Source organism: Cellulosimicrobium sp. ES-005 (assembly GCF_040448685.1).
Lineage (GTDB): Bacteria > Actinomycetota > Actinomycetes > Actinomycetales > Cellulomonadaceae > Cellulosimicrobium > Cellulosimicrobium cellulans_G.
In genome coordinates, this window is the sequence record NZ_CP159290.1 from 1,741,930 (window position 1) to 1,767,671 (window position 25,742).

Sequence of the window (25,742 nt, forward strand, 5' to 3'; positions counted from 1 at the left end):
GGCGCCTCGGCGGGCGCGTCGTCGGGCAGCGCGGCGCGGACGGCGTCGGGCACGACGCCGAGGGAGGACGGTGTCACTCGACGACCGTCCCCTTGGGGACGACGGTGATACCGGACTCGGTGACCGTGAACCCGCGGGCGCGGTCCTGCTCCGGGTCGAGCCCGATGCGCGCCTGCTCGCCCACGACGACGTTCTTGTCGATGATCGCGCGGTGGACCTGCGCGTGCCGGTGCACCTGGACGCCGTCCATGAGCACGGAGTCCGAGACGGACGACCACGAGTGCAGGTAGGTGCCGGGAGAGAGGACCGAGCCGACCGCCGTCGCGCCCGAGATGATCACGCCGGGCGAGACGATCGAGTCCGCGGCGTGCCCGAGGCGCCCGCGGCCCGCGTGCACGAACTTCGCGGGCGGCAGGCCCGTGTAGCCCGTGTGCAGCGGCCACTCCTCGTTGTAGAGGTTGAAGACCGGCGTGACGGCGATGAGGTCCTTGTTCGCGTCGTAGTACGAGTCGATCGTCCCCACGTCGCGCCAGTAGTCGCGGTCGCGGTCCGTCGAGCCGGGGACGTCGTTGCGGATGAAGTCGTAGACCGCCGCCGTGCCCTTCTCGACGAACGCGGGCACGATGTCGCCGCCCATGTCGTGGCGCGAGTCCGCGTTCGCGGCGTCCGACGTCACGGCCTCGACGAGCGCGTCGGTGTCGATGACGTAGTTGCCCATCGACGCGAGCACCTCGTCGGGCGAGTCCGCGAGGCCGACCGGGTCCTTGGGCTTCTCGCGGAACGCCGCGATCTTCGTCGGGTCCTTCGGGTCGGTCTCGATGACGCCGAACTGGTCCGCCATGGAGATCGGCTGCCGGATGCCCGCGACGGTGAGCTGCGCGCCCGACTCGACGTGCGCGTCGACCATCTGGGAGAAGTCCATGCGGTACACGTGGTCCGCGCCGACGACGACGACGATGTCCGGCCGCTCGTCGTCGATGATGTTGAGGCACTGGTAGATCGCGTCCGCGCTGCCGAGGTACCAGTGCTTGCCGACGCGCTGCTGCGCGGGCACCGGCGCCACGTAGTTGCCCAGGAGCGACGACATGCGCCACGTCTTGGTGATGTGCCGGTCGAGGCTGTGGGACTTGTACTGCGTGAGCACGATGATGTGCAGGTAGTGCGAGTTCACCAGGTTGGACAGCGCGAAGTCCACGAGGCGGTAGATGCCCCCGAACGGCACCGCGGGCTTGGCCCGGGACGCGGTGAGCGGCATGAGGCGCTTGCCCTCGCCCCCGGCGAGGACGATGGCGAGGACTCGTGGTGCGGCGGCCATGCCCAGACGGTAGCCCCTCGGGGCGGCACCACGCAGCAGGGACCCGCATCGTGGGCGCGGCGCGTCCGCGCCGTGCGCACCGGCGGTCATCGCGGGACCGTGGCGGGCGACTCGGCTACGGTGTGGCGCGTGAGAGTGGACCTGCTGACCCGTGAGTACCCGCCGCACGTCTACGGCGGCGCCGGCGTGCACGTCGCCGAGCTGTCCGCGGTCCTGCGCCGCCACGTCGACGTGCGCGTGCGCTGCTTCGACGGCCCGCGCGCCGAGGACGACGTGACCGGCTACTCGGTCCCGGGCGTCCTGTCCGGTGCGAACGCCGCGCTCGGGACGTTCGGCGTCGACCTCCAGATGGCCGACGACGTGGCGGGCGCCGACCTCGTGCACTCCCACACCTGGTACGCGAACCTCGGCGGCCACCTCGCGGGCCTCCTGCACGGCGTCCCGCACGTGCTCTCCGCGCACTCGCTCGAGCCGCTGCGCCCGTGGAAGGCCGAGCAGCTCGGCGGCGGGTACGCGCTGTCGTCCTGGGCCGAGCGCACCGCGTACGAGGGCGCGGCGGGGATCATCGCCGTGTCCGGTGGCATGCGCGACGACATCCTGCGGGTCTACCCGCAGGTCGACCCGGCGAAGGTTCACGTGGTGCACAACGGCATCGACCTCGACGGCTGGCGGCGTCCGGAGTCGGAGACGCAGCGCGGCGGCGCGGACGGGGTCGTGCGCGCCCTCGGGATCGACCCCGACCGTCCCGCCGTCGTGTTCGTCGGCCGGATCACGCGCCAGAAGGGCCTGCCGTACCTGCTGCGCGCCGCACGCTCGCTGCCCGACGACGTCCAGCTCGTCCTGTGCGCCGGAGCCCCCGACACCCCGGAGATCGCCGCCGAGGTGAGCGGTGCCGTCGCCGAGCTGCAGAAGGAGCGCAGCGGCGTCGTCTGGATCGAGCAGATGCTCCCGCGAGCCGAGCTCGTCGCCGTGCTCGCCGCGTCCACCGTGTTCGTCTGCCCGTCCGTGTACGAGCCGCTCGGCATCGTCAACCTCGAGGCCATGGCGGTCGGCCTGCCGGTCGTCGGGACCGCCACGGGCGGCATCCCCGAGGTCGTGGACGACGGCGTCACGGGCCTCCTCGTGCCCATCGACCAGGCGGACGACGGCACGGGCACCCCGCTGGACCCCGACCGGTTCGTCGCGGACCTCGCGGCCGCGCTGACCCAGGTCGTGAGCGACCCCGAGCGCGCCGCCGAGATGGGCCGTGCCGCGCGGCAGCGCGTCGAGGACCACTTCGCGTGGGACGCGATCGGCGAGCGGACGCTCGACGTCTACCGGACGGTGCTGGAGCGGTCGTGACCACCGCGGGAGCCGGCCGGGTCGACGAGGCGTCGCGCCTCGTCGCCGCCGCGCCCCGCGACGTCTACCGGGCCCTCGTCGACCGGGACGCGCTCGCCGCGTGGCTCCCGCCCGACGGCATGTCGGGCCGTTTCGAGCGCTTCGACCTGCGCCCCGGCGGCGGCTACCGCATGGTCCTCGCCTACGACGACCCGCAGGCCGACCCCGGCAAGACCGGCGAGGGGACCGACGTCGTCGACGTCGCGATCGTCGACCTCGTCCCCGGCCGGAGGGTCGTGCAGCAGGTCGACTTCGCGTCCGACGACCCGGCGTTCGCCGGGACCATGACGATGACCTGGACCGTCGAGCCCGCAGACGACGGCGCCCGTGTCACCGTGCGGGCGACGGGCGTGCCGTCGGGCATCTCCCCGGAGGACCACGCCACCGGGATGGCGTCCTCCCTCGCGCACCTCGACGCGCACGTGACGTCGCGCTCCTGACGGCGCGCGCACGGGGTGCGGGTGCCCGAATGGTCGGCGCGTCGTGAGACGTGGCCCTCCGGCGCGCTCCACGAGGGGCCACGTCTCGCTGCTCACCCCGCGCCACCGGGCGACGTCGATCGTGACCCGCCGGTCCGTGCGTCCGGCTGACCGAATCGCCGGGGGAGCGGGACGGCGAACCTCCGTTGTCCACAGGGCGGGACGCGCGGTTCCGTCGGCGGTGCGGTTTCGCTAGGTTGCTGGGCAGTCCGCGCGCCCCGTCGGTGTGGCGTGCGGGGTGGTTCGCATCGATCTGCAGGGGGTCTCGTGCGTCGTTCTCGTGTGCTGTCCCGTGCCCGACGGCGGTCGCTCGTCGTGGGTGTCGTCGTCGCGGTGGGGTGCGTGGTCGCCGGGTGCACCGGTGGTGGCGGCCCTGGTCCGTCACCGTCGGTCGACGAGCCGGTCGTGCCGTCGCCGTCGGAGTCCCCCGCGCCGTCGCCTGGCGAGACCGGACCGGTGAGGCCGGAACGTCCCGCGGCGATGGACCGCGACGATGCCGAAGGTGCCGGGGCCGCCGCGACCTACTTTCTGACGCTGTACCCCTACATCATGTCCACGGGTGACACCTCCGAGTGGGACGCCATGACCTGGGCCGAGACCTGCACGTTCTGCACGGCAAACTCGCAGACTGCGGCGCAGCTGAAGGCAGACGAGCAGACGTACGAAGGCGGGAGCATCTCGGCGCAGGTTTCAAAGATCTGGCCCTATGACGACCTCGCTGGCGCGTATCCGGTCGATGTCTCGTACGGCCAGGAGGGCGCGACACTTCGCGCTGCAGACGGCGCGGCCATCGCCACGTACGAGCCGAAGAGCGGCGTGGCTGAGTTCGGTGTTGCGCGTAGCGGGGGTTCATGGGTGATCGTGGAGGTGGGCGGCGCATCATGACGATCTCTCCTTCGGCACACCCGTGGGCGATAGGTGCGACCCTTCTCCTTCTCACCGGTCTGACCCCAGTTCAGGCCTACGCAGGAGGAACACCCAGCCCGGATCTCGATCTCGACACACAGTTCCAGAACGATCGCGCGACGACCCGGCTTGAACGGGAGAACGCCGCGAATGGTGGGGCGGAGTACGTGCCGGCGGCGGGTGGTGGTCCGGCGTCGGAGGCGTACCGGCGGGTGCCGGCGTACCGGTGCTACGACGGTGACCATGCCACGACGCTGCCCGGGCTGGTGCCGGTGTGCCCGGACGGGCAGAGCCCGGCGGGGTTCGACCCCGGGTGCACTGGGGACGAGGTCGCGTTGGAGCCGTTGTTCCGCCAGACCTGGACCACCACCGACGAGGGCACTCGGACCGCGGTCTCGGGCTGGGAGCTCGTCGCCGACGGTTCCTGCCTCGGCGCCGTCGACCTGGCCGGCGAGGCCGAGGCGGCGTTTCGCACCCTGACCATCGCGCCGTCGCCGATCGTGGTCCAGCCGCCGGACGGGTGGACCCTGGTCAACGTCCCCACCATCACCTACACCCAGCCCGGCGAGCAGACCCTGGACACGACCCTGCTCGGCATCCCCGTGCAGATCCGCGCCACCCCACGCTCGTACGCGTGGGACTACGGCGACGGCACGCCCCCGGTCTCCACGACCGACCCCGGTGCGGCCTACCCCCACCACACGGTCGCGCACACCTACGACCAACCCGCCGAGCAGGTCCAGATCACGCTCACCACGACCTGGTCCGGACAGTTCCGCATCACCGGCACCACCACCTGGACCGACGTCACCGGCACCGCGACCACCACCAGCACCGCCGACCCGCTGCGCGTCTACGAAGCCCGCTCCCGCCTCGTCACCGACAACCTGCCCGACTGACGCGGCCACCCACTCGCGGCCCCACCGCAGAGGCCCGGACGGCCGATCGACGTCGGCGCCAGCAGCAGGTCCGCTACCGCGGCCGGAACGTCGTCGAGCGCTACGTCAACGAGCTCAAGCGGTGGCCCGACATGCGATGCGAACCGACGGGCTCGCCCGCAACCGCCGCGCCGCGATCGTCCTCGCCGCCACCTCGACCTGGCGACGCACCATCTCACTGTGACGCACCTCAGAGCAGGTCGTTCTCCGCCTCTTCGATGGGGCCGCTCCACCATGAGTCCGGCCCGGTCGCGGTGCGATCGATCGCGTGCAGCCGCTTCCGGAGCTTCCTCAGCCGTGTGCGGTGAGAGAGGCCGTTGCGTGCTGGGCGGACGCGAGGAGGAACCTGCCCCTCCTGGAAGGCACGAAGACGCTCCGCGGCCTGTTCAGCCGTCATCGTCACCGGTGTCGGGGCAGGCGGCCCGGAGCCGAGATACTCCGCGAAGGCCTCCAGGAAGCCCTCGGTGGCCCTTCGGTCGCGGTTGAGCGGGCAACACTCGCCTGTCGCGACATCGCACACCGATGTCGTCCCGTCGCTGTCCTCCATGACCAGAAACTCTCCGTCGTGGACACTGCCGATCTCGCGAGCCCCGGAAACGACGTCCGTTCTCACCGTCGCCGGGTAGAGGTGGATACCGAACAGATGCTCCTCGCGCACTCAACTCTATCGGGATGGACCGCAACGACTTTCAGCCCCGCAGCACCACATCGATCAACGCACCCTGGGCCTGCGTGCCCGGGCGCCGCACCCTCGTGAGATCGACCCCAACGTTCGAGATCGACCCTCTGGGGGTCGATCTCACGACGCACGGGTCGATCTCGCGGAGCGTCAGGAGGCGGCGATCCAGAGGGTGGCGGCGCCGAGGGCGTGGCGGGAGGCGCGGTCGACCTCGCGCAGGGCGGTGGAGCGCTGGTCGGCCTGCCAGAGGTTGACGGACCCGCCGTCGTCGGCGGTGGCCAGGTCGACGATGGCGCGAAGTCGGGCGGCCTGGGTGAGCACCTGGACGGCGCGCGGCGGGACGGACGCGGGGAGCTGCCAGGCGGGGACGCCGCCCGCGCGCAGGTCCGCGAGGGCGCCGGCGGCGTCGTCGCGCCAGCGCGCGACGTCGAGCTCGTCGAGCGCGCGGGTCGCGAGGAGCAGCGCGGTGCGCAGGTCGCGCTCGGCCTCCGCGAGCGAGCCGAGCGCGCCGAGGGCGCGCGTGCTCCACGGTCCCACCGACGTCACGTGCCACGTCACGAGGTGGCCCGGCTCGAGGTCGCTGCCGAACTCGGTGACCTCCGGGACGAGCGCCCACGAGCCGGACGACGTGGTGACCACGACGCACTCTCCGGCGTCGGTCGCGCGCGCGGCGGCCTCCGGCGGGACGCCGGCGACGTCGCCGGGGACCGGAGCCAGCGCGACGACCTCGCGCGCGTCGCCGGCCCACGCCCCGGCCAGGTCCTCCAGGCGGAGGTCGCCCAGCGCCCCGGACACGACGTGCGGCTCGTCGTCGCGCTGCACGGCGCGGAGCAGGCGGGCCAGCCCGTCGTCGTCACCCAGGCGCGCCGCGCGCAGCCAGAGCGCGAGGAGCGCGCTGCGGGGGAGGGCACCCGCGCTGGACGCGGAGCCGGGACCGGAACCCGGGCCGGTCGCGTCGTGCGGGCCCTCGGACGAGTGTGAGACCACGTCGGCCAACCTATAGGGTCGGTGACCATGAGCGCGGTTCTCGACCTGAAGGGCGTCACGGTCCGCCGTGACACCAAGACCATCCTCGACGCGGTGGACTGGCAGGTGAACGAGGGCGAGCGGTGGGTCGTGCTGGGCCGCAACGGCGCCGGCAAGACGACCCTGCTGCAGATCGCGTCCGCGCGCATGCACCCCACCGCGGGCACGGCGGACATCCTCGGCGAGCGGCTCGGCCGCGTCGACGTCTTCGAGCTGCGCCCGCGCATCGGCCTCGCCTCCGCGGCGCTGGCCGAGCGGATCCCGGGCGACGAGACGGTGCGCGACGTCGTCCTGACGGCCGCGTACGGCGTCACCGGCCGCTGGCGCGAGGAGTACGAGGAGTTCGACGCGGAGCGCGCGAGCGACCTGCTCGCGGCGTTCGGCGTCGACCACCTGGCGGACCGCCTGTTCGGCACCCTCTCGGAGGGCGAGCGCAAGCGCACCCAGATCGCGCGGTCGCTCATGACCGACCCCGAGCTCCTGCTCCTCGACGAGCCGGCCGCCGGGCTCGACCTCGGCGGGCGCGAGGAGCTGGTCGGCGCGCTGTCCGAGCTCGCGGGCGACCCGGCGTCTCCCGTGCTCGTGCTCGTCACGCACCACGTCGAGGAGATCCCGCCCGGGTTCACGCACCTGCTGCTGCTCAAGGACGGTGTCGTGCACACGGCCGGCCCGGTCGAGGAGGTCCTCACGGCCGAGAACCTCAGCGACGCGTTCGGCCTGCCGCTCCTCGTCGCGCACGGGGGTGGGCGCTGGATGGCGCGCGCCGCACGGGTGTGACGCACGCGTCGCGCACCTGCGCGAGGACGCGTGCACGGCGGGCGGAAGTTCGGTAAAGTACACGTAAAGCGCGCACGTGGGAACGGGGGTCGAGATGGACTGGCTGTGGTGGGTCGGAGCGGCGCTTCTCCTCGCTCTCGTGGAGATCATCTCGCTCGACCTGGTGCTCATCATGCTGGCCGGCGGCTCGCTCGCCGCGGCCGGCGTCAACGCTGCCGGCGGGCCGTTGTGGCTGCAGATCGTGGCGTTCGCGGTCGTGAGCGCCGTCCTGCTGCTCACCCTGCGGCCGTGGCTCCTGCGCCACCTGCGCTCGCGGGTCCCGCTCACGGAGACGAACGTCGCCGCCCACGTCGGCCGGACGGCGCTCGCCGTCGACCGCGTGAGCGAGTTCGGCGGCCGCGTGAAGCTCGTCGGCGAGGTCTGGACCGCGCGGACCGAGCCCGACGCCCCCCAGATCCCGGTGGGGACGGAGGTGCGCGTCGTCCGGATCGACGGCGCGACGGCCGTCGTCGCGCCGCTGCCCGCCCAGCACCCGACCGGGTCGTGACCGACCGGCACGACCCGCACCGCGCCGCCGGGCGACCGGTCGCGCCGCCGACCAGGAGGTAGTCGATGAACGACCCCAGTCCCGGAACGATCCTCGCGTACGTCGTCCTCGCGCTGATCCTGATCTTCGTGGTCGTCGCGCTCGTCAAGGCGGTGCGCATCGTGCCGCAGGCGGTCGCGATCATCGTCGAGCGCCTGGGCCGGTACTCGCGCACGCTCGAGCCGGGCCTGCACCTGCTGGTGCCGTTCATCGACCGCGTGCGCGCCTCGGTCGACCTGCGCGAGCAGGTCGTCTCGTTCCCGCCGCAGCCCGTGATCACGTCGGACAACCTCGTGGTCAGCATCGACACGGTGATCTACTTCCAGGTCACGGAGCCCAAGTCGGCGGTCTACGAGATCGCGAACTACATCACGGCGATCGAGCAGCTCACCGTCACGACCCTGCGCAACGTCATCGGCTCGATGGACCTCGAGCAGACGCTCACGAGCCGCGACCAGATCAACGGCCAGCTCCGCGGCGTGCTCGACGAGGCCACCGGGCGTTGGGGCATCCGCGTCAACCGCGTCGAGCTCAAGTCGATCGACCCGCCGCCGAGCGTGCAGGGCTCGATGGAGCAGCAGATGCGCGCCGAGCGTGACCGTCGTGCGGCGATCCTCACCGCGGAGGGTGTCAAGCAGTCGCAGATCCTCACGGCCGAGGGCGAGAAGCAGGCGGCGATCCTCCGGGCCGAGGGTGACGCGCAGTCGAAGATCCTCACGGCCGAGGGCGAGGCGCGCGCGATCCTCCAGGTGTTCGACGCCATCCACGAGGGCGACGCCGACCCCAAGCTGCTCGCGTACCAGTACCTCCAGATGCTCCCGCAGATCGCGAACGGCAGCGCCAGCAAGCTGTGGGTCGTGCCGACGGAGTTCACGGCCGCGCTCGGGTCCATCGCCAAGGGCTTCGGCGGCGTGCCCGGCATCGACGGCGGGGGAGTGCCGAGCGCGACGCCCGCCGAGGACGCGGAGGCGGCCGAGGCGAGCGCCGAGGCGCGCCGCGAGCGCGAGCGCGACCGTGTGAAGTTCGGCGTGCCGTCCCTCACCGACCCGTCGGAGGCGCTGGCCGAGGCACGTCGTCAGGCCGAGGCGGCCACAGCGGACGCCACGAGCGCAGGCACGCGCTCCGGTCTCCCGTTCGACCCGCAGACCGAGCGCGGCCAGCACCCGGGCGGTGCCGGCGAGCACCGCGCGGGCCCGCCGGAGCCGGGTGCCGCGACGCCGCGCCCGCTCGGGGGCCCCGCGCAGTACGCGCCGCCCCCGCCGCCGCCCGTGGAGGACGCGCCCGGGGCAGACGAGCCGCCGTCCGGCGAGCAGCCGCCGTCGTTCCCGCCGCACCGCTGACCTCCGGGTTCGACGTCGCACGCCGACGCGGACGCCGACGGCACCGCGACGCTGACGCCCGCGTCGTCGGCACCCTGCGGGTGACCCCCGGCGGACGCTGGGTCCGCACCGCAGAGCCCCGCACCTTCCCGGTGCGGGGCTCTCGCGCGTCGCGGCAGGCGTGTCGTCGGCGGTACGGAGTTCCGCCGTGAGCGGACGACATTGCGAGTGAGTGCTCACTCAGTTAGCGTCGCCCTCGTGACACCGCTCCCTTCCCCGTCGGACGCGCCGCCCAGCACGTCGCCCGACGCGTCCGCTCCCGTGCGCACGCGCGCCCGCCCGCTCTCGCGCGAGGAGCGGCGCGACGCGATCGCGGCCGCGACGATCCCGCTGCTCGTCCAGCACGGCGCCGCCGTGACGACCCGGCAGATCGCGGACGCCGCCGGGGTGGCCGAGGGGACGCTGTTCCGCGCGTTCGCCGACAAGGACGAGATCCTGCACGCCGCCGTCGTGCGCTCGCTCGACCCGGCGCCCGCGGTCGCTGCGATCGCTGACCTCCCCGACGACGACGGTCTGCGCCCGCTCGTGGTGAGCATCGTCGAGTTCCTGCTCGAGGCGCAGCGCGTCGGGATGCGGATCTTCGCCGCGGCCCACCAGGTGCTCGACCCCCACCGTGGCGGCGCGCACGGGGCCGGGGCCGGCGACCCGCGGACCGAGCGGCAGGACCGGGCCGACACCGTGCGGCGGATGCATGCCGGGCACGGCCCGGACGCGCGACGGGCGGGGTTCGACGCGCGCGAACGCTCCGCGCGCGAGATCGTCGGGGCGATCGAGCGCACGCTCGTCGCCCACCGCGCGGAGCTGCGCGTGGACCCGGGGCTCGCGGCGCGTGCCGTCTTCTCCCTCGTCTTCGGAAACGCCTTGCCGCACCTGTCCGGCGGTGACAGGCTCGACGCCGTGCAGCTCGCCGACCTGATCCTGGGCGGCATCGGAGCAGACGTCACCACCGACCCCTCGCCCTGAGGGGCCGCGCCGCCCGCGCCCTGCGGCGGCCCTCGCCCGGCCCGCCGCACGGTTCGAGCCCCCCGGTGCGCCCGGGAGCGTCCACCGGCCCGACCCTCCGTCCCGTAGCCCCCCACCCGGACAGGAAACCCATGCTCGTCAGCCTCTTGAAGACGCGGTTGCGTCCTTACCTGACACCCATCCTCATCCTCCTCGGGCTCCAGCTCGTGGCGACGCTCGCGTCGCTGTACCTCCCGAGCCTCAACGCCGACATCATCGACCAGGGCGTCACGCAGGGCGACACCGCCTACATCATGCGCACCGGCGGCCTGATGCTCCTCGTGAGCCTCGGGCAGGTCGTGTGCGCGGTCGGGGCCGTGTACTTCGGTGCGCGGGTCGCGATGTCGTTCGGCCGCGACGTGCGCGCCGGCCTGTTCACCAACGTGCAGCGCTTCTCCGCCCAGGAGATGGGCCAGTTCGGCGCGCCGTCCCTCATCACGCGCACGACGAACGACGTGCAGCAGGTGCAGATGCTCGTGCTGCTGTCCCTGACGATCATGGTCATGGCGCCGATCATGCTCGTCGGCGGCGTGGTCATGGCCCTGCAGGAGAACGTCGAGCTCTCCGGCCTGCTCCTCGTCATCGTGCCGGTGCTCGGCGTGAGCGTGGGGCTCATCATCTGGCGGATGGTGCCCTACTTCCGGCAGATGCAGAAGAAGATCGACGGCATCAACGCCGTCCTGCGCGAGCAGATCACGGGCATCCGCGTGATCCGCGCGTTCGTGCGCGAGCGGCACGAGGCCGAGCGGTTCGACGTCGCGAACGACGCGCTGTTCGACGTCTCGCTCAAGGCGGGCAAGCTCATGGCGCTCATGTTCCCGACCGTCATGCTCGTCATGAACGCGTCGAGCATCGCGGTGCTGTGGTTCGGCGGGCGCCAGATCGACGCGGGCGACATGGAGGTCGGTGCGCTCACCGCGTTCCTGTCCTACCTCATGTACATCCTCATGGCCGTGATGATGTCGACGATGATGTTCATGATGGTGCCGCGCGCCGCGGTCTCCGCCGAGCGCATCACCGACGTCCTGCGCACGACGGCCACGGTCGTCGAGCCGGAGCGGCCCGTGGCGCTCACGTCGCGGACCGGGCGCGTCGAGCTCGACGGCGTCGAGTTCCGCTACCCGGGAGCGGAGGACCCGGTGCTGCACGACGTCTCGTTCGTGGCCGAGCCCGGGCAGACGACCGCGATCATCGGCTCGACCGGCGCCGGCAAGACGACGCTGCTCAACCTCGTGCCGCGGCTGTTCGACGTCACGGGCGGGTCGGTGCGCATCGACGGGACCGACGTGCGCGACCTCACGGGCGCGGACCTCGGGTCGCTCCTCGGCCTCGTGCCGCAGAAGGCGTACCTGTTCTCGGGCACCGTCGCGGACAACCTCCGGTACGGCCGCCCCGACGCGACGGAGGAGCAGATGTGGGAGGCGCTCGACGTCGCCCAGGCCCGCGAGTTCGTCGAGGCGCTGGACGGCGGGCTCGAGGCGCCCGTCGCACAGGGCGGGACGAACTTCTCGGGCGGACAGCGTCAGCGGCTGGCGATCGCCCGCGCGATCGTGCGCGACCCCGCGGTCTACCTGTTCGACGACTCGTTCTCCGCGCTCGACTACGCGACCGACGCGCGCCTGCGCGCGGCCCTCGCGCCCCGCACCCGCCGGTCCACGGTGATCGTCGTCGCGCAGCGCGTCGCGACGATCCGCGGCGCCGACCAGATCCTCGTGCTCGACCACGGCCGCATCGTCGGCCGCGGCACGCACGCCGAGCTCCTCGAGTCCAACGAGACGTACCAGGAGATCGTCTACTCCCAGCTCTCGATCGAGGAGGCAGCATGAGCGGCGAGCAGGACGCCTCGCGCACGCCCGCGCCGTCGGGCCGGGACACCCCCGCGCCCGGTTCCGACGCTCCCGCGAAGGGCGGCGACGTCGCCCGGACCCGGCTCGCCGGGCGTCCCCGCGGCGGCGGTGGGCACGGCCCCATGGGCGGCATGGGCGTGCCCGGCGAGAAGGCGCTCGACTTCAAGGGCTCGCTGCGCCGGTTCGCGGCGTCGCTGCGGCCCGAGCGCGTGCCGATCGTCGCCGTCGTGATCCTCGGCGTCGTCTCGGTGGCGCTCGCGGTCGCCGGCCCCAAGCTGCTGGGCAACGCGACGAACATCATCTTCGCGGGCGTCGTCGGGTCCCAGCTCCCCGCGGGCGTGACGCAGGCGCAGGCCGTCGACGCGCTGCGCGCCCAGGGGCAGGACCAGATCGCGGACCTCGTCTCGGGCGTCCCCGGGCTCGTCCCGGGCGAGGGCATCGACTTCACGGCGCTCGCGACCGTGCTCGCGTGGGTGCTCGCGGTCTACGTCGGCTCGTTCCTGTTCGGCTGGCTGCAGGGGCGCATCACGGCGATCGTCGTGCAGCGCACCGTCTACCGGCTGCGTGGGGAGGTGCAGGCCAAGCTCGGGCGCCTCCCGCTGTCGTACTTCGACCGCAACGCGCGCGGCGAGATCCTCTCGCGCGTCACGAACGACATCGACAACATCTCCCAGACGCTCACGCAGACGCTCTCGCAGCTCGTGACGTCGGTCCTCACCGTGGTCGGCGTGCTCGGCGTGATGTTCTGGATCTCGCCGCTGCTCGCGGTCGTCGCGCTCGTGACGGTGCCGCTGTCCGTGATCGTCACGGCCCAGATCGCCAAGCGCTCGCAGCCGCAGTTCATCCAGCAGTGGGCTGCCACGGGGCGCCTCAACGCCCACATCGAGGAGATGTACACCGGGCACACGCTGGTCAAGGTCTACGGCCACCAGCAGGCCGCGATCGACGACTTCGAGCGCGAGAACGGCGACCTGTACGACGCGAGCTTCAAGGCGCAGTTCATCTCCGGCACCATCCAGCCGGCGATGGGCTTCATCGCGAACCTCAACTACGTGATCGTCGCCGTGGTCGGCGGGCTGCGCGTCGCGTCGGGCACCATGACGCTCGGCGACGTGCAGGCGTTCATCCAGTACTCGCGCCAGTTCACGCAGCCCATCACGCAGATCGCGTCGATGATGAACCTGCTCCAGTCGGGCGTCGCGTCGGCCGAGCGGGTCTACGACCTGCTCGACGCCGAGGAGCAGACGCCGGACCCGTCGCCGGCGCAGACGGTCGACCCGGTGCGCGGTCGCGTCGCGTTCGACGACGTGTCGTTCTCCTACAGCCCGGACACCCCGCTCATCGAGCACCTCGACCTCGTCGTGGAGCCGGGCCAGACGATCGCGATCGTCGGGCCGACGGGCGCGGGCAAGACCACGCTCGTCAACCTGCTCATGCGGTTCTACGACGTGGACTCGGGCCGGATCACGCTCGACGGCGTGGACACGCGCGCCATGACGCGCGACGACCTGCGCTCCGACATCGGGATGGTGCTCCAGGACACGTGGCTGTTCCAGGGCACGATCGAGGAGAACCTGCGGTACGGCGTGCGCGACGGGCGCGAGGTGAGCGAGGAGGAGTTCCTCGCGGCGACGCGCGCGACGCACGTCGACCCGTTCGTGCGCACGCTGCCCGACGGGTACGCGACGGTGATCGACGACGAGGGGTCGAGCGTGAGCGCGGGGGAGAAGCAGCTCCTCACCATCGCGCGCGCCTTCCTCGCCGACCCGGCGATCCTCGTCCTCGACGAGGCGACGAGCTCGGTCGACACGCGCACGGAGGTGCTCGTGCAGCAGGCGATGAACGCGCTGCGCGAGGGCCGCACGTCGTTCGTCATCGCGCACCGTCTGTCGACGATCCGCGACGCCGACACCATCCTCGTCATGGAGCACGGCTCGATCGTCGAGCAGGGCTCGCACGACGAGCTGCTCGCGGCGGGCGGTGCGTACGCGCGACTGTACGAGAGCCAGTTCGCGGCACCGGTCGGCGCCGAGGCGCAGGACGACGCGGTGGACGCCGCCGCCCCCGCCGGCCGGCCGGCAGGCGCCTGACGCGGCTCGACCCGCGCCCGCCCACCCTCGGGTGGGCCGGCGCGGGCCGGTCGCGGGGACGACGAGGGCCGGCGACCGGGCGGTGATCCGCCCGGGCCCTCAGGCGAGCGACAGGAACAGCTTCTCGAGCTTCGCGACGTCGAGCGTCGGGTCCTCGCCGTCCTCGGCCGGCTCGGTGAGGCACTGGCGCATGCCGGACGCGATGATCGCGAAGCCCGCGCGGTCGAGCGCGCGCGACACGGCCGAGAGCTGTGTGACGACGTCCTCGCACTCCCGCCCCTCGTCGATCATGCGCACGACGGCGGCGAGCTGGCCCTGGGCGCGCTTGAGCCGGTTGACGACCTTGTCCATGTCGGTGCGGTCGAGCTCCACGGTCGTTCTCCTGCGTTCGTCGGGGTGGTTCGTCTGGGGAGGTTCGGCAGCCGCCTGCCGCGGTGCCCGGTCTGCCGGGCTCCGGGCAGGGCCGCCGTCAGGCGCAGGTGCAGCGCTGCTCAGGCGGCACCTCGGCCATGACCTCGTCGGCGTGCATGCCGCAGCCGGTCCAGGTGGTCTTGCCGCAGGTGCGGCACAGGGCGGGACTGCACATGGTGTTCTCCTCGGTTCGGGGGTTCGGGGGTTCGGTCGAGGCGGGGCGGTCGGGTGGTGCAGGATCAGCGTCGCACGGCTCCGCCCGCGGCCTGCCACGCGCCGAGCCCGCCGGACAGGCTCGTCGCGGCGTAGACGAGCGAGCGGAGCTCCCGGGCCGCGGTGCGCGAGCGCATCCCGGACGCGCACACGACGACGACGGTCGCGCCGTCCGTGAGGCGACGGGGCGCGGCGGACGGGAGGTCGGCGAGCGGCACGTGCACGGCCTGGGGCGCGTGCCCGGCGCGCCACTCGTCGCGCTCGCGCACGTCCAGGAGCGTCGCGCCGTCCCGGACGAGCTGCACCGCCGTGGTGGCGTCGACGGTCGGCCGCAGGGTGCCGTCGTCGGTCGAGCGGGAGAAGAGGCGGCGGAGGCGGTCGATCATGCGGGGACTCCTTCGAGGGGGCGCGCGGCGCGCGGCGTGGTGGTCAGGGTGAGCCAGCCGCCGGAGAGGTTGCGCGCGTCGAGCCCGGCGGCGAGCAGGACGCGGGTGGCGAGGTAGGAGCGCACGCCGCTCGCGCAGTGCACGGCGACGGGTCGCCCGGCCGCGGCGGCGCGCACCTCGTCGAGCCGCTCGCGCAGCTCGGTGTGCGGCACGTTGAGGGCTCCGTCGAGGTGTCCGCCGGCGTGCTCGGCGCGTGACCGGACGTCGAGCACGAGCGACGTCGCGACGACCTCGTCGAGGTCGGCCGCGTGCCACTGCGGCATGGTGCCGTCGAGCACGTTCTGCGCGACGAAGCCGAGCATGTTCACGACGTCCTTGGCCGCGCCGAACGGCGGCGCGTACGCGAGCTCGAGCTCGGCGAGGTCGTCCGCGGCGAGCCCGGCGCGCAGCGCCGTCGCGAGGACGTCGATGCGCTTGTCCACCCCGGCACGGCCCACGGCCTGGGCGCCGAGCAGGTGGCCGTCGGGCGCGAAGCTCGCCGTCAGGTGCACGGGCTCCGCCCCGGGGAACCAGCCCGCGTGGTGGGCCGCGTGGACGCGGACCTGCTCGTGCGCGACGCCGGCGGACGTCAGCGTCGCGTGGCTCGGCCCGGTGACCGCGGCGGTGAGGCCGAACACCCGCACGATCGCGGTGCCGAGCACGGGAGCCTGCGGTGTGGTGCGGTGGCCGAGCATCGAGTCCGCGGCGCGTCGGCCCTGGCGGTTGGCCGGTCCGGCGAGCGGGACCGGGCCCGTCGCGCCGGTCACGGCGTGCACGACCTCGACCGCGTCGCCCACGGCCCACACGTGCGGGTCGGACGTGCGCTGGTCGGCGTCGACGCGGATCGCGCCGCGCTCGCCGAGCGCCAGACCGGCGGCCGCGGCGAGGTCGCTCGCGGGCCGGACGCCGACGCTCACGAGCACGACGTCCGCGTCGAGCGTCGTGCCGTCCGCGAGCTCGATCGCGACGGCGTGGGTCGCGCCGGTCGGCTGCGGCACGACGGCCGTCGCGGAGGTGCCGAGGTGCAGCCCGACGCCGTGGTCGCGCAGCTCGTCCGCGAGCAGCGGGGCGAGGTCCGGCTCGAGCGGCGGCAGCACCTGGTCGGCGCGCTCGACGACGTCGACCGCGAGCCCGCGGGCGACGAGCGCCTCCACGGCCTCCAGGCCGATGAACCCCGCGCCCACGACGACGGCCCGCACCGGGGCCGTGCGCCCCTCGGCGACCTCGGCCTCGAGGCCCGTGAGCCGCTCGGCGAGCGCGTCGAGGTCTCCGACCGTCCGCAGCGTGTGCACGGCCGGGTGGTCGAGACCGTCGACCGGCGGGAGCACGGTGGTCGCGCCCGGCGCGAGGAGGAGCGCGTCGTAGCCGAGCTCGTACGTGCCGCCCTCGGCGGCGACGGTGACCGTGCGCGCCGCGCGGTCGACCGCGGTGACGCGGTGACGCGTCCGCACGTCGAGGTCGAGGCTCGCGCGGAGCGAGACGGGCGTGTGCAGCAGGAGGGCGTCGCGCTCGGTGATCTCGCCCGCCACCTGGTACGGGAGGCCGCAGCCCGCGAACGAGACGTGGTCGGACTGCTCGAGCACCACGATCGACGCGTGCTCGTCGAGGCGACGGGCGCGCGCGGCGGCGCTCATGCCGCCCGCGACGCCCCCGACGACGACGATGCGGCGCGGGCCGTCGGTGTCGGACGGGTGGGTCGTCGAGCCGGGAGTCGAGGGGATCATGGCTCGACAATACCCCCGGGGGTATTGATCGGCGCAAGCCGACGGGCTGAGAGGTCCGTCACGGGACGTGCCCGGTCGGTGGGCGGACCCCTCACAGCCGACGAACAGCCGCGCCACCTGGGCGGCACACGCCCGCTCCGTAGACACGGACCATGAGCACCGAGGACCCGGCACCGACCCCGCACGACCCGTCCGCCGTCCGGCGCCCGCGCCGACGACGATGGCGTGCCGCGCTCGTCGCGACGCTCGCCGTGCTGCTCCCGCTGGGAGGCGCCACGGCATGGGCGCTGGACCGGTTCGTCGTCGAGCACGTCGAGATCGCCGACGTGACGGCGTACGAGGCGTCGCAGAGCGCCGACGCGGACGGGACGTCGGACCACGGCACCACGGCGGACGACAGCGCGGGCGCCTCGGCCGAGACCACCACGGGCGCTGCGACCGTCGACGGCGACACCTACACGTCCGACGGCACGAGCATCACGGTCTCCCGGGTGACCACCGGCTCGGGCGACGACACCGTGACGTACTACGTGGCGGACGTCGTGCTCTCCGACATGACGGACCTGCGCTCCGCGTTCGCGCAGGACGCGTTCGGCACGAACATCACGGAGACGACGTCCGACCTCGCGGCCGACCACGACGCCGTCCTCGCGATCAACGGCGACTACTACGGGTTCCGCGACACCGGCATCGTCATCCGCAACGGCGTCGTGTACCGGGACGAGGGCGCGCGCGAGGGCCTCGCGCTCTACCGCGACGGCCACGTCGAGGTCTACGACGAGACGTCGACCGACGCGCACAGCCTCGTCGACGCCGGGGTCTGGAACACGCTGTCGTTCGGGCCCGCGCTCGTGGAGGACGGCGAGGTCGTGGCCGGGATCGACGACGTCGAGGTCGACACGAACGTCGGGAACCACTCGATCCAGGGCGAGCAGCCGCGCACGGCCGTCGGGATGGTCGACGCGAACCACCTCGTCCTCGTCGTCGTGGACGGCCGTCAGGCGGGCTACTCCCGCGGCGTGACCATGACGGAGCTCGCCGGGATCCTGCTGGGCCTCGGCGCGACGACCGCGTACAACATCGACGGCGGCGGTTCCTCGACCCTGTACTTCGACGGCGAGGTCGTCAACAGCCCGTCGCAGGGTCGCGAGCGCGGCACGTCCGACGTGCTCTACGTCGCGGACGGTGCGTGATGGCCGCAGCGACCACGCACGCGACGGCGACCGCGCTCGGCGCCGACGCCGCGCGGACCGCCGTCGTCGTCCCCGCGTACCAGCCCGACGCGCGGCTCGTCGCGCTCGTCGACGCGCTGCGCGCCGCGGTCCCCGGGCTGCCGGTCGTGGTGGTCGACGACGGCAGCGACCGGCGGTGCGGGGGAGTGTTCCGCGCGGTGCGGGCGCTGGGCGCCGTCGTGCTCGCGGTGCCGGTGAACCGCGGGAAGGGCCACGCCCTGCGCGCTGGGATCCGGTGGGTGCGTGACCGGTTGCCCGGGCACGGCGTCGTGTGCGCCGACGCGGACGGGCAGCACACGGTCCTCGACGTGCTCCGCGTGGCGGCACGGTCGCAGAGCGAGCCCGACGCCGTCGTGCTCGGCGCACGACGCTTCGCAGGGGACGTCCCGCTGCGCAGCCGCGTGGGCAACGCCGCGACGCGCTGGGCGTTCACGGCCGCGACGGGGACCCGCGTGCGCGACACCCAGACCGGGCTGCGCGCCTACGGGCCGGGCCTGCTCGACGACCTGCTCGCCGTGCGCGGCGACCGGTACGAGTACGAGCTGCGCGCGCTCCTCGACGCGACCCGCGCGGGCCGCCGGATCGTCGAGGTGGACGTCGCGACGGTCTACCTCGACGACAACGCGTCCTCCCACTTTCGGCCCGTCGCCGACTCGCTGCGCGTGTGGGCACCGCTGCTGCGGTTCGCCGCGTCGTCGCTGGGGTCGGCCGCGGTCGACGTCGTCGCGCTGCTCGTGCTGCACGCGCTCACCGGGTCGCTCCTCGCGGCCGTGGTGGGCGCGCGCCTGCTCAGCGCGGGCGTGAACTTCGCCGTCAACCGTCGCCTCGTGTTCGCGGGCGGGCGCGACGTCCCGCTGCGCGCCGCCGTCGTGCGGTACGGGGCGCTCGCGGTCGTGCTGCTCGCGGCGAGCTACGGGCTGCTCGCGCTGCTGACCGGGCTCGGCGTGCCGCTCCTCGCGGCGAAGGTCGGCACCGACGCGGCCCTCTTCGCGACGAGCTACGAGGTGCAGCGGAGGGTCGTGTTCGCTCGCCTCACCCCTGGACGGCGCGCTGACCGGCGTCGGGGCGCTCGACGAGCGCGGGCACGTGGTCGCGCGCGGTCCAGCGCCGGCCGACCCACTTGATCACCTCGACGAGCAGGAAGACGACGAGCGCGAGCCCGAGCGTCTTGCCCCACTCGACGACGTCGATGGGGGCCGAGTCGAACCAGGAGTGCATGAACGGCGCGTAGACGAACACGGCCTGGAGGGCGAGGAGCGTCACGGCCGAGATCCAGATCACCCGGTTGCCGCGCAGCACGTCGAGCGTGAGGCTCGACCGGTCGAGGAACCGGCAGTTGAACAGGTACGCGAGCTGGCCGAGCGCGAGCATCGTCACGGCGGTCGTCTGGGCCTCGGCGATCGGGACGCCCTGGGCCCGCTCGACGTAGAACAGCAGGATCGTCGCGCCGCCGATGAGGAGCGAGACGAGCAGGATGCGCCGCACGTACGCGCCGTCGAGGATCGACGCCTTGGGGTCGCGCGGGGCCCGGCGCATGACGTCGGGCTCCGCCTTCTCGTACGCGAGCGCGAGCGACAGCGTGACCGCGGTGATCATGTTGATCCACAGGACCTGGACCGGCTGGAGCGGCAGCGTGAGGCCGAACAGGACCGCGACGAGGATGACGAGCGACTGCGCGCCGTTGGTCGGCAGGAGGAAGAGCACGGACTTGCGGATGTTGTCGTAGATCCGCCGCCCCTCCTTCACGGCCCGTTCGATGGTCGCGAAGTTGTCGTCGGCGAGCACGACCTCCGCGGCCTCCTTGGTCGCCTCCGTGCCCTTGATGCCCATCGCGACGCCGACGTCCGCCTGGGTGAGCGCGGGGGCGTCGTTCACGCCGTCGCCCGTCATGGCGACGACCTCGCCGTGCGACTGGAGCGCGGAGACGATCCGGATCTTGTGCTCGGGGCTCGTGCGCGCGTACACGTCGACGTCGCGCACCACCTGGCGCAGCTTCTCCGTGCTCATCTCCTCGAGCTCGGGGCCGGTGAGCACGGCGGGCGCGACGTTCTCGCCGGTCCCGTCGTGAGGGTCCACGATGCCCATCTCGCGGCCGATCGCGAGGGCCGTGCCCGCGTGGTCGCCCGTGATCATCTTCACGCGGATGCCCGCGTCGCGGCACTCGGCGATGGCCTCGATCGCCTCCGGCCGCGGCGGGTCGACGATGCCGACGAGCCCGCACAGCTCGAGCCCGTCGGCGACGTCGAGGTCCTCCGTGCCATCCGCGGCGGTCCGGCGGGCGGCCGCGAGCACCCGAAGCCCGCGCCCGCCGAGCGCGTCGATCTGCGCGTCCCAGGACGCGCGGTCGAGCGGCTCGGTCGTGCCGTCCGCGCCCACCTGGGTCGCGCAGCGGTCGAGCACGCGGTCCGGCGCGCCCTTGACGTGCACGTGCAGCCCGCCGTCGGGATCCGCGTCGAGCGTCGCCATGAACTTGTTCTCGGACTCGAACGGGACGACGGCGACGCGCCGCCACCCCGTGGGGTCGACGCCGGCCTTCATGCCCAGCGTGCGCAGCGCTCCCTCGGTCGGCTCGCCCACGAGCCGCCAGCCGTCGGCGTCCGACGCGTCGGGCACGATCCGTGCGTCGTTGCAGAGCATCATGACGGTCGCCAGGGCCGCGAGGTCCCGGTCGTCCGCGAGGTCCGCGTGCCGCGTGCCCGACGCCGGTCCGTCGCCCGGGTCTCCGGCCGCGCCGGGTGCGCCGGTCGGCCCGGGGCGGGCCGCGTCGTCGGGCACGGTCACGTCCCCGACGGGCGCGTACCCCGCGCCCGCGACCGTGAACGTCCGCCCGCTCGTGCGGACCGTGCGCGCCGTCATCTCGTTCTTGGTGAGCGTCCCGGTCTTGTCCGAGCAGATCGTCGTGACCGACCCGAGGGTCTCGACCGCGGGCAGCTTGCGCGTGATCGCGCGGCGGCGGGCCATCTGCTGCACGCCGAGCGCGAGCGTGATCGTCACGAGCGCGGGCAGGCCCTCCGGCACCGCGGCGACCGCGAAGCCGATCGACGCCGAGATCAGCTCCGGGACCGAGAAGTCGTGCACGACCCGGCCGATGACGACCATGACGACGGCCATCGCGAGGATGAGGACCGCGAGGAGCTTGCCGAACCGGTCGAGCTGGCGCGTGAGCGGCGTCGCGAGGCTGCGGACCTCGGAGATCATGGTCTGGATCCGGCCGATCTCGGTCGCCGTCCCTGTCGCGGTGACGACCCCGACGCCCTGGCCCGCGGCCACGAGCGTGCTCGAGAAGAGCATGCTCGACCGGTCGCCCACGCCCGCGTCCGCACCGACGGCGTCGACCGTCTTGGCCGCCGCGACGGACTCGCCCGTGAGCGCCGACTCCTCGACGCGCAGGTTCGTCGCCTGGATCAGCCGGACGTCCGCGGGCACGCGGTCGCCCGAGCGCACGCGCACGACGTCGCCCGGCACGACGTCGTCCGCGTCCACGCGCGCCCACGCGCCGTCGCGCCGGACCTCCGCGTGGACCGACAGCATGTTGCGGATGCCCTCCAGCGCGCTCTCCGCGCGCCCCTCCTGGATGAACCCGATCGCCGCGTTGATGACCGCGACGGCGAGGATGACCGTGAAGTCGACCCAGTCGCCGAGGATCGCCTTGAGCACCGCGGAGACGAGCAGGATGTAGATGAGGACGTCGTCGAAGTGGACGAGGATCCGCTTCCACAGCGGGTCGCGCTGCGGCGGGGGCAGCCGGTTGGGCCCCACCTCCGCGAGCCGCGTCGCGGCGTCGGCGTCCGAGAGGCCGCCCGCGTCCGTGCCGAGCTCGGCCAGGACCTCGTCGGGCGGGCGCGACCACGGCGCGGCGAGCGGGGGCTCGGCGGCGCCCGCGGAGGTCGACGAGACCGTCGTGGCGGGGGTCGGTGCAGCGTCCGGCGCGGATCCCATGTGCCTATTCGACCCCCGATGCCCGGATCGCGCGAGAGACGAAGGACCGTGAGCCGCGCCACGTCCTCGTGGTCGGTCGGGCACGAGGCGTGCCGAACCCGGGATCGTTCCTCAGGACGGTCGGATCGTGGGGAGCGACCCCGGAGTCGGCGCGCGTGGTGCGCCTGGGAGAATCGACGCGTGAGCGACACCAGCACCCGGGCCGACCTGCGGGTCGTGCACGTCACCGACCCCGCCGACGACCGCCTCGCGGACTACAACCGCCTGACCGACGTCGCGCTGCGGTCCAAGCACGAGCCGGAGAAGGGCCTCTACATCGCGGAGAGCTCGACCGTCATCCGGCGTGCGCTCGCCGCGGGCCACCGGCCGCGGTCGTTCCTCATGGCCGAGCGCTGGCTCGACGACCTGGCCGACGACATCGCCGCCCTGCCGGTCGACGACGCGCCCGGGGGGACGGGCGAGCCGGTCCCGGTGTACGTGGGCGCGCCCGACGTCCTCGAGGCGATCACCGGGTTCCACCTGCACCGGGGGGCGCTCGCGGCGATGCACCGCCCGCCGCTGGAGTCCGTCCCCGACCTGCTCTCGAAGGCCCGGGGCGGCACGGGGGCCCGGCGCGTCGCCGTGCTGGAGGACATCGTCGACCACACGAACGTCGGCGCGATCTTCCGCTCCGCCGCCGCGCTGGGCGTGGACGCCGTGCTCGTCTCGCCGCGGTGCGCGGACCCGCTCTACCGCCGCTCGGTACGCGTGAGCATGGGCACGGTGTTCCAGGTCCCGTGGACGCGCTTCGAGACCTGGCCGGGCGGGCTCGACCTGCTGCGGGAGGAGGGCTTCACCGTCGCCGCGCTCGCTCTGGCCGACGACGCGGTGAGCCTCGACGACGTCGTCGCGGACCCGCCCGAGCGGCTCGCGCTCGTGCTCGGCACGGAGGGCGATGGGCTGTCGCGCGGCGCGATCGCGGCGGCGGACCGGGTCGTCACGATCCCCATGGCCGGGGGGGTGGACTCGCTCAACGTCGCCGCGGCGTCGGCGGTCGCGTTCTGGGCGACCCGCGTGCCCTGACCTCGGCGCGCGCTGCCCCGGAGACAGCGCCCGGCCTCCGGGAACAATCGGGCGAGACGGCGCGTTGGGCCCGTGTCCGTACGTCGTACGAGAAGAGGTTCCGTGCCGCTCCAGCCCTCCCCGTCCCCGTCTGCCACCACCCACCGCGACCACCGCGACCACCGCGATCCCGCCACGCACGCCGTCGCGGAGGAGCAGCAGCACCTCGACGCCGCGCTCGCGCGCCGCACCCGGCTCCTCGCCGAGCTGGACGCCCAGCTCGCCGTGCCGGTCGACCCGGACCGGCCCGGCGCCGAGGACGTCGTCGAGCGCTCGCGGCGCGCGGGGCTGCACCGTCGGCGCACCGAGCTCGAGCGGGCGGAGAGCGGGCTCGTGTTCGGCCGCGTCGACACCGTCGAGGGCGTGACGCGCCACGTCGGGCGGGTCGGGATCGCCGCGCCCGACGACGACGCCGACCCGCTCGTGCTCGACTGGCGCGCCGACGGCGCCCGCGCCTTCTACACCGCGACCGCGCGCGAGCCGCAGGGCCTCGCGCGGCGCCGGCACGTGCGGACCGCGGGCGACCGCGTCACCGGCGTGGACGACGAGCCGCTCGACGGCTCGGCGACCGGGGCGGACGACGAGGACGGCCTCGTCGGCGAGGGCGCGCTGCTGGCAGCCCTGTCCGAGCGGCGTACCGGCCGCATGGGCACCGCGGTCGCGACCCTCCAGGCCGAGCAGGACGCGATCGTGCGCGCCCCGGCCGAGCAGACGCTCGTCGTGCAGGGCGGCCCGGGGACGGGCAAGACGGTCGTCGCGCTGCACCGCGTCGCGTACCTGCTGTTCACGCACCCGCACCTCGCGGAGCGCGGCGTGCTCCTGCTCGGCCCGTCGTCGCGGTTCCTCGAGTACGTGGCCCAGGTGCTGCCCGCGCTGGGGGAGACGGCGGTCGTGTCCGCCACGTGCGACACGCTCGTGCCCGGCGTCGCGCCCGAGCGCGACGAGTCGCGGGAGATCGCCGAGCTCAAGGGCCGCGCGCTGTGGCAGGACGTCGTGGCGCGCTACGCCGACTCCCTGGTCCCGGACGCGCGAGCGCTCACGGTGCGGCTCGACGGCGAGCCGCTGACGCTCGACGCGGCCCGGGTCGGACAGGTCCTGCGTGCGGCCCGCGCGGGCGGCCGCAGCGTGCTGGCCGCGCGCCGCCGGGCCGTCGACCTCCTGCTCGACGCGCTCGTCGACGAGGCCGCGGCACGGCACGCCGAGCTGCTCGAACGCGTCGAGGAGGGGTTCGAGGACGTGCTCGGGAAGCTCGACGCCGGGCTCGCCGCGCACGACGACCGCGCCCCGACCACCGGCGCGCGCGGCGGCGACGTCGACGGCGAGCTCACGGACGACGACCTGGACCGGCTGCGCGACGACCTCGCGGGCGAGCCCGGGTTCACGACCGCCGTCGACGCCTGGTGGCCCGTCACGGACGCGCGCACGGCGCTCGCGGACCTGCTGGGTGACGCCGCGCTGCTCGCGCGGCACGCGCCCGAGCTCTCGGCCGCGGAGGTCGGCCTCGTGGTGGGCGAGCCCGTCGGTCTCGCACCGAGCGACGTCCCGCTCCTCGACGCGCTCGCCGACGCGCTGGGCACCCCGGACGCGCCCGGCGAGCAGGGCGAGTTCCTCGCGCAGCGCGCGACGACGCGCCGCGACTGGGTCTACGGGCACGTCGTGGTCGACGAGGCGCAGGAGCTCTCGCCCATGCAGTGGCACATGGTGCTGCGCCGCTGCCCGACCCGTTCGGTGACCGCCGTCGGGGACGTCGACCAGACCGAGGCGCCGCACCGTCACACGGACTGGGCGGACGTCGTCGGCCCGATCTTCGGGGAGCGCTGGCACCGCGCGGACCTGACGATCTGCTACCGCACGCCCCGCGAGGTCATGGAGCTCGTCGGGCCCGTGCTGCGCGCGGCGGGCAGCCGCAACGCACCCCCACGCGCGGTGCGCGACGCGGGGGTCGCGCCGCGCGACGTCGTCGTGCCCGCCGACGCGTCGGACGCGACGCTGGGCGCGGCGGTCGCGGCCGAGGTCGCGCGTCTCGCGGAGCGGTACGACGGCGGTTCCGTCGGTGTCGTGGCGCCGCGCGACCGGCTCGGCCGCCTGGGCGCCGCCGTGAGCGGGGTTCCCGTCCTCAGCACCTCGGAGGCGAAGGGGCTCGAGTGGGACGCGGTCGTCGTCGTCGACCCCGACGGCATCGCCGCCGAGCCGCGCGGCGGGAACGGCCTGTACGTCGCGATGACCCGGTGCACGCAGGAGCTCGCGCGCGTCGGCGTGGGCGCGCCGTCCGGGACCGGCTGACGCTCCCGCC

Annotated in this window: 21 protein-coding genes; 14 read left to right on the forward strand and 7 right to left on the reverse strand. The window is 73.8% G+C overall.

What is annotated here, in order from left to right:
- Positions 1-73: 73 nt before the first annotated feature.
- Complete coding sequence (gene glgC, locus ABRQ22_RS07575) at positions 74-1,315, reverse strand: glucose-1-phosphate adenylyltransferase (RefSeq protein WP_253049960.1); 1,242 nt, start codon at positions 1,313-1,315, stop codon at positions 74-76.
- A gap of 129 nt (positions 1,316-1,444) precedes the next feature.
- On the opposite strand from glgC, the gene glgA reads away from it, so the two are divergent.
- The 4 genes from glgA (at position 1,445) to ABRQ22_RS07595 (ending at position 4,979) form a co-directional block, all read left to right on the forward strand.
- The gene (gene glgA, locus ABRQ22_RS07580) at positions 1,445-2,656 is read left to right on the forward strand and encodes a glycogen synthase (protein ID WP_253049958.1); all 1,212 of its coding nucleotides are present in this window, start codon (positions 1,445-1,447) and stop codon (positions 2,654-2,656) included.
- Positions 2,653-3,135, forward strand: a complete 483-nt coding sequence (locus tag ABRQ22_RS07585) for an SRPBCC domain-containing protein (protein WP_253049956.1) — start codon at positions 2,653-2,655, stop codon at positions 3,133-3,135. Before glgA ends, ABRQ22_RS07585 begins: the two co-directional genes overlap by 4 nt.
- A 495-nt stretch (positions 3,136-3,630) precedes the next feature.
- The gene (locus ABRQ22_RS07590) at positions 3,631-4,059 is read left to right on the forward strand and encodes a DUF6318 family protein (RefSeq protein WP_353709518.1); all 429 of its coding nucleotides are present in this window, start codon (positions 3,631-3,633) and stop codon (positions 4,057-4,059) included.
- Entirely contained in the window at positions 4,056-4,979 is a 924-nt protein-coding gene (locus tag ABRQ22_RS07595; protein WP_353709101.1) for a hypothetical protein, read from the forward strand. Before ABRQ22_RS07590 ends, ABRQ22_RS07595 begins: the two co-directional genes overlap by 4 nt.
- A gap of 229 nt (positions 4,980-5,208) precedes the next feature.
- Here the strand turns inward: ABRQ22_RS07595 and ABRQ22_RS07600 are convergent, their stop codons facing one another.
- The gene (locus tag ABRQ22_RS07600; protein ID WP_353709102.1) at positions 5,209-5,676 is read right to left on the reverse strand and encodes a hypothetical protein; all 468 of its coding nucleotides are present in this window, start codon (positions 5,674-5,676) and stop codon (positions 5,209-5,211) included.
- A gap of 171 nt (positions 5,677-5,847) precedes the next feature.
- On the reverse strand, positions 5,848-6,684 hold the full coding sequence (locus ABRQ22_RS07605; protein ID WP_353709103.1) for a hypothetical protein: 837 nt from the start codon (positions 6,682-6,684) through the stop codon (positions 5,848-5,850).
- Positions 6,685-6,711: 27 nt separating this feature from the next.
- Between ABRQ22_RS07605 and ABRQ22_RS07610 the strand changes: the two genes are divergently transcribed.
- From ABRQ22_RS07610 to ABRQ22_RS07635, 6 genes are all read left to right on the forward strand, one after another.
- On the forward strand, positions 6,712-7,500 hold the full coding sequence (locus ABRQ22_RS07610) for an ABC transporter ATP-binding protein (protein WP_253049946.1): 789 nt from the start codon (positions 6,712-6,714) through the stop codon (positions 7,498-7,500).
- 76 nt (positions 7,501-7,576) lie between these two features.
- Positions 7,577-8,047, forward strand: coding sequence for an NfeD family protein (locus tag ABRQ22_RS07615; RefSeq protein ID WP_308202250.1), 471 nt, complete (start codon positions 7,577-7,579; stop codon positions 8,045-8,047).
- A gap of 65 nt (positions 8,048-8,112) precedes the next feature.
- A complete protein-coding gene (locus ABRQ22_RS07620; protein WP_253049944.1) occupies positions 8,113-9,426 on the forward strand; it encodes an SPFH domain-containing protein in 1,314 nt (437 codons plus the stop codon).
- 237 nt (positions 9,427-9,663) lie between these two features.
- Complete coding sequence (locus ABRQ22_RS07625; protein ID WP_353709104.1) at positions 9,664-10,428, forward strand: helix-turn-helix domain-containing protein; 765 nt, start codon at positions 9,664-9,666, stop codon at positions 10,426-10,428.
- A 131-nt stretch (positions 10,429-10,559) separates the two neighbouring features.
- Positions 10,560-12,293: an ABC transporter ATP-binding protein gene (locus tag ABRQ22_RS07630; RefSeq protein WP_253049940.1), complete on the forward strand. Its 1,734-nt coding sequence runs from the start codon at positions 10,560-10,562 to the stop codon at positions 12,291-12,293.
- Positions 12,290-14,404 carry an ABC transporter ATP-binding protein gene (locus ABRQ22_RS07635; protein ID WP_253049938.1) on the forward strand — a complete coding sequence of 705 codons (2,115 nt, stop codon included), beginning with the start codon at positions 12,290-12,292 and terminating at the stop codon, positions 14,402-14,404. The genes ABRQ22_RS07630 and ABRQ22_RS07635 overlap by 4 nt, the downstream gene beginning before the upstream one ends.
- A gap of 99 nt (positions 14,405-14,503) precedes the next feature.
- Here the strand turns inward: ABRQ22_RS07635 and ABRQ22_RS07640 are convergent, their stop codons facing one another.
- The 3 genes from ABRQ22_RS07640 to ABRQ22_RS07650 all read right to left on the reverse strand — a co-directional run bounded on the left by ABRQ22_RS07640 (position 14,504) and on the right by ABRQ22_RS07650 (position 17,177).
- Positions 14,504-14,776, reverse strand: coding sequence for a metal-sensitive transcriptional regulator (locus ABRQ22_RS07640; protein ID WP_253049936.1), 273 nt, complete (start codon positions 14,774-14,776; stop codon positions 14,504-14,506).
- Between the two features lie 278 nt (positions 14,777-15,054).
- Complete coding sequence (locus ABRQ22_RS07645) at positions 15,055-15,414, reverse strand: rhodanese-like domain-containing protein (RefSeq protein WP_353709105.1); 360 nt, start codon at positions 15,412-15,414, stop codon at positions 15,055-15,057.
- The gene (locus tag ABRQ22_RS07650) at positions 15,411-17,177 is read right to left on the reverse strand and encodes an FAD-dependent oxidoreductase (RefSeq protein ID WP_353709106.1); all 1,767 of its coding nucleotides are present in this window, start codon (positions 17,175-17,177) and stop codon (positions 15,411-15,413) included. The genes ABRQ22_RS07645 and ABRQ22_RS07650 overlap by 4 nt, the downstream gene beginning before the upstream one ends.
- Positions 17,178-17,329: 152 nt before the next feature.
- Here ABRQ22_RS07650 and ABRQ22_RS07655 point away from each other — a divergent pair, with 152 nt between their 5' ends.
- Both ABRQ22_RS07655 and ABRQ22_RS07660 read left to right on the forward strand, forming a co-directional pair.
- Positions 17,330-18,370 (forward strand): phosphodiester glycosidase family protein, encoded by a 1,041-nt coding sequence (locus ABRQ22_RS07655; RefSeq protein ID WP_353709107.1) that lies wholly within the window; start codon positions 17,330-17,332, stop codon positions 18,368-18,370.
- Positions 18,370-19,533 carry a glycosyltransferase gene (locus tag ABRQ22_RS07660; RefSeq protein ID WP_353709108.1) on the forward strand — a complete coding sequence of 388 codons (1,164 nt, stop codon included), beginning with the start codon at positions 18,370-18,372 and terminating at the stop codon, positions 19,531-19,533. The genes ABRQ22_RS07655 and ABRQ22_RS07660 overlap by 1 nt, the downstream gene beginning before the upstream one ends.
- Here ABRQ22_RS07660 and ABRQ22_RS07665 read toward each other — a convergent pair.
- Complete coding sequence (locus tag ABRQ22_RS07665) at positions 19,442-22,348, reverse strand: HAD-IC family P-type ATPase (protein ID WP_353709109.1); 2,907 nt, start codon at positions 22,346-22,348, stop codon at positions 19,442-19,444. The two genes, ABRQ22_RS07660 and ABRQ22_RS07665, sit on opposite strands and share 92 nt — an antisense overlap.
- Before the next feature lie 180 nt (positions 22,349-22,528).
- Here ABRQ22_RS07665 and ABRQ22_RS07670 point away from each other — a divergent pair, with 180 nt between their 5' ends.
- Both ABRQ22_RS07670 and ABRQ22_RS07675 read left to right on the forward strand, forming a co-directional pair.
- A complete protein-coding gene (locus ABRQ22_RS07670; RefSeq protein ID WP_353709110.1) occupies positions 22,529-23,410 on the forward strand; it encodes an RNA methyltransferase in 882 nt (293 codons plus the stop codon).
- A 102-nt stretch (positions 23,411-23,512) separates the two neighbouring features.
- On the forward strand, positions 23,513-25,732 hold the full coding sequence (locus ABRQ22_RS07675; RefSeq protein ID WP_353709111.1) for an AAA family ATPase: 2,220 nt from the start codon (positions 23,513-23,515) through the stop codon (positions 25,730-25,732).
- Positions 25,733-25,742 lie beyond the last annotated feature (10 nt).